Source organism: Limosilactobacillus reuteri subsp. porcinus, from assembly GCF_036621895.1.
Classification (GTDB): Bacteria; Bacillota; Bacilli; order Lactobacillales; family Lactobacillaceae; genus Limosilactobacillus; species Limosilactobacillus reuteri_J.
Genome location: NZ_LN887385.1, coordinates 1 through 2706 on the forward strand (window position 1 = coordinate 1; position 2706 = coordinate 2706).

2 protein-coding genes are annotated in these 2706 nt (G+C 40.9%); both read right to left on the reverse strand.

Annotated elements, in window-relative coordinates:
* Nucleotides 1-122 precede the first annotated feature (122 nt).
* Entirely contained in the window at nucleotides 123-1427 is a 1305-nt protein-coding gene (locus tag AACL61_RS04335; RefSeq protein ID WP_016496550.1) for an Nramp family divalent metal transporter, read from the reverse strand.
* A 2-nt stretch (nucleotides 1428-1429) separates the two neighbouring features.
* Entirely contained in the window at nucleotides 1430-2362 is a 933-nt protein-coding gene (hemH, locus tag AACL61_RS04340) for a ferrochelatase (RefSeq protein ID WP_016496551.1), read from the reverse strand.
* Nucleotides 2363-2706: the final 344 nt, after the last annotated feature.

Genomic DNA, 2706 nt, shown 5'->3' on the forward strand with positions numbered 1-2706 from the left:
AAATTGACATTTCGGGTGTATCAAAAATTACAACAAAATTTATTATTATCTTACAATATTTTAAACACTGATAACTGAAAATAAGGGTATCTATCGATTGGGTTTATAATGATAAACAAAAATTATACCAACACCAGTAAGTTCAACCCAGTAACCAAACTAGCCAAAACATATCCAAGGACGGTTTGCCATGGTGAATTAACATGTGGCCCCATCAGTTTCTTATTGCCCGTCAAAGCAACAAGGGGATAGAGCGTAAATGGCAAGGCGATACTGAGGACAATTTGCGCATAAATGATGAGTTGTTCAAATTGTTCTTCGTTGAAATTAATCATGAAGCCGATAATTAGGATTGGCACAAGGGTTACGGCTCGCGTAAGGAGACGCCTTTTCCAGAGTGGGAGGCGAATATTGATAAATCCTTCCATGACAATTTGACCAGCCAAGGTACTAGTGATAGAGGAGATTAAACCAGTTACCAAAAGGGCAAAGGCAAACAACCAACTCATTAATGGGCTAGCGAGGCTACCAACGATCTGAGGATTCTTTAGCCCGAAAAAGACATCCTCAAGACTACCGAGACTTGCTGCATGAAAGAAGAGGGTTCCCCCAAGGATAAGCAGAAGGGCGTTGACGACGAAGGCCGCAAAAAGGTGAATTAATGAATCCCAATTAGCAAAACGGAGCGTTTCTTTGACTTGCTTTGGATCATGTTCATCGTAGCGTCGACTTTGCGCCAGGGAGGAATGAAGATAAATATTATGGGGCATAATCGTGGCGCCGACAATCCCTAAACTAATTAGCAACTCACTGTGATTAGTAAAAATTGTGGAACGAGGAACAAAACCGTCCATGATCGCGGAAAATTCAGGGTGGGCCCGACAGACTTCAATCGCAAAGATGGCGCCGACAACCAGAATAGCAGTTAAAACGATAAATTCAATTCGGCGGATCCCAAAATGAAGGAAAAATAAGACAACTAGCACGTCCGCAATTGTTAGCAGGACGCCGATAAGTAAGGGCAGCTTGAATAACATGTTTAAGGCGACAGCAGTTCCTACTACTCCGGTTAAGTCCGTTGCCATCATTGCTATTTCATTAAATAACCACAAGGCAATACGGAGAGGGGTAGGTAAACGTCGTGCAATGGCCTGTGCAAGGTCGGTCCGAGTCGTAACCCCAAGCTTGATTGATAAAGATTGCATATACATAGCAATTAAAATGGCGGTAAAAAGGACCACTAATAGCTGGTAGCGGTATTGGCTACCACCAGCAAGAGATGTTAACCAGTTTCCTGGATCCATATAACCAACGGCGACTAAAGCACCCGGCCCACTATAAGCAAGAAATTTCTGCCAAAATGCACTTTGATAAACATTTGGAACATCAACACTCCCATTGATTTCGTCTAAACTTTTTCGTTCCATTTTTATCCCTTTCGTTGCACAAGATCAGTAATAAACTGAGCAAATTCTGGTGAGTCATTGAGCGAAGGCACCATTACAAGGTTATTTCCGCCGTTTTCACGAAAAACCTGATAGTTTTGTACTTGATCTTCTTCTAATGTTTCTAAACAGTCCGCCACAAATGATGGAGCGACGACTAACACATCACGATGCCCAAGTTGTGCCTCATTAAGTAGCGTATTCCGGAGGTAAGGTTTTAACCATGGCATTGGGCCAAACTTAGATTGGTAAGCCATCTTAATTTGCTTTTCGGGAATGTCAAGGCGTTTAATCAGTTCCGCGGTGGCCGCTTCTGTTTCATCGCGATAAGGATCACCATGATTAACCATGGCTGTCGGAATTCCATGGTACGAAATGAGTAATTTGTCATATTTCCCTTTATCCCATGCCGTTTGGATTTGTTTAGCCAATATGTCTAAATAATCTTCTTCTGCCGAGAAACGATCAATTATTTTCGCTTCTGGATCAGTATCTTTTACATTGTCAATAATCGTTTGTGTTGTACTTTTAGTGAAAAAAGGGAAGAGCGGCAAAACTGTAATATTTTGACATTCCTTTTTCATTTCGGTAATTGTGTCGCTAATTTTAGGCTTGCCATAGGTCATTGCCATTTTGACAACCCACTCCGGCATTAATTCCTGAACCTTAGCAACCAACCGTTCTGTGTAGACAATCAATGGGGACCCATCTTTTGTCCAGCAATTACGATAAAAAGTCGCTGATCGCCATGACCGAGTTGGAAGAATAATCCCACGAAGGAGTGGCTGCCATAATGCTGGGGGCATTTCAATAACATTCCGATCACTGAGGAATTCTTTCAAATAACGTTTAACGTCGGGAGTTGTTGGCGTATCGGGTGAACCGAGATTGACTAATAGTAGTCCGTTTTTTTTCATGTATAGCGCTCCTGTTTTATAAAATAATTCTTTTTTATTTTACACCTGTCTATGTAAATTTTCTTGACAACTTACTTTTAACTAGTTATTATTACTGTAATTTGAAATACGAGGAAATTACCAATGGAAAACAATTATTTTGTTAACGCAAATATTTGTTGTTGTGAATCGCGTCTTATGCGACTCACTTTTTGGTATACTCATTTTTAATTGAATTACTATCAAGTTGATAACACATAAGGCGCAAATCCAAGATTATTTCTTGAGTTTGCGCCTTTTTGTAGTGCGCCCGGCATGGGTATTAGCTAGGTGGTGAAAGTCCGCTATGGGCCGTAGTAGTTGGA

Excerpts from the sequence above, each read along its gene's own strand:
- AACL61_RS04335 (WP_016496550.1), bottom strand. The coding sequence starts at position 1,427 with ATGGAACGAAAAAGTTTAGACGAAATCAATGGGAGTGTTGATGTTCCA.
- hemH (WP_016496551.1), bottom strand. The coding sequence starts at position 2,362 with ATGAAAAAAAACGGACTACTATTAGTCAATCTCGGTTCACCCGATACG.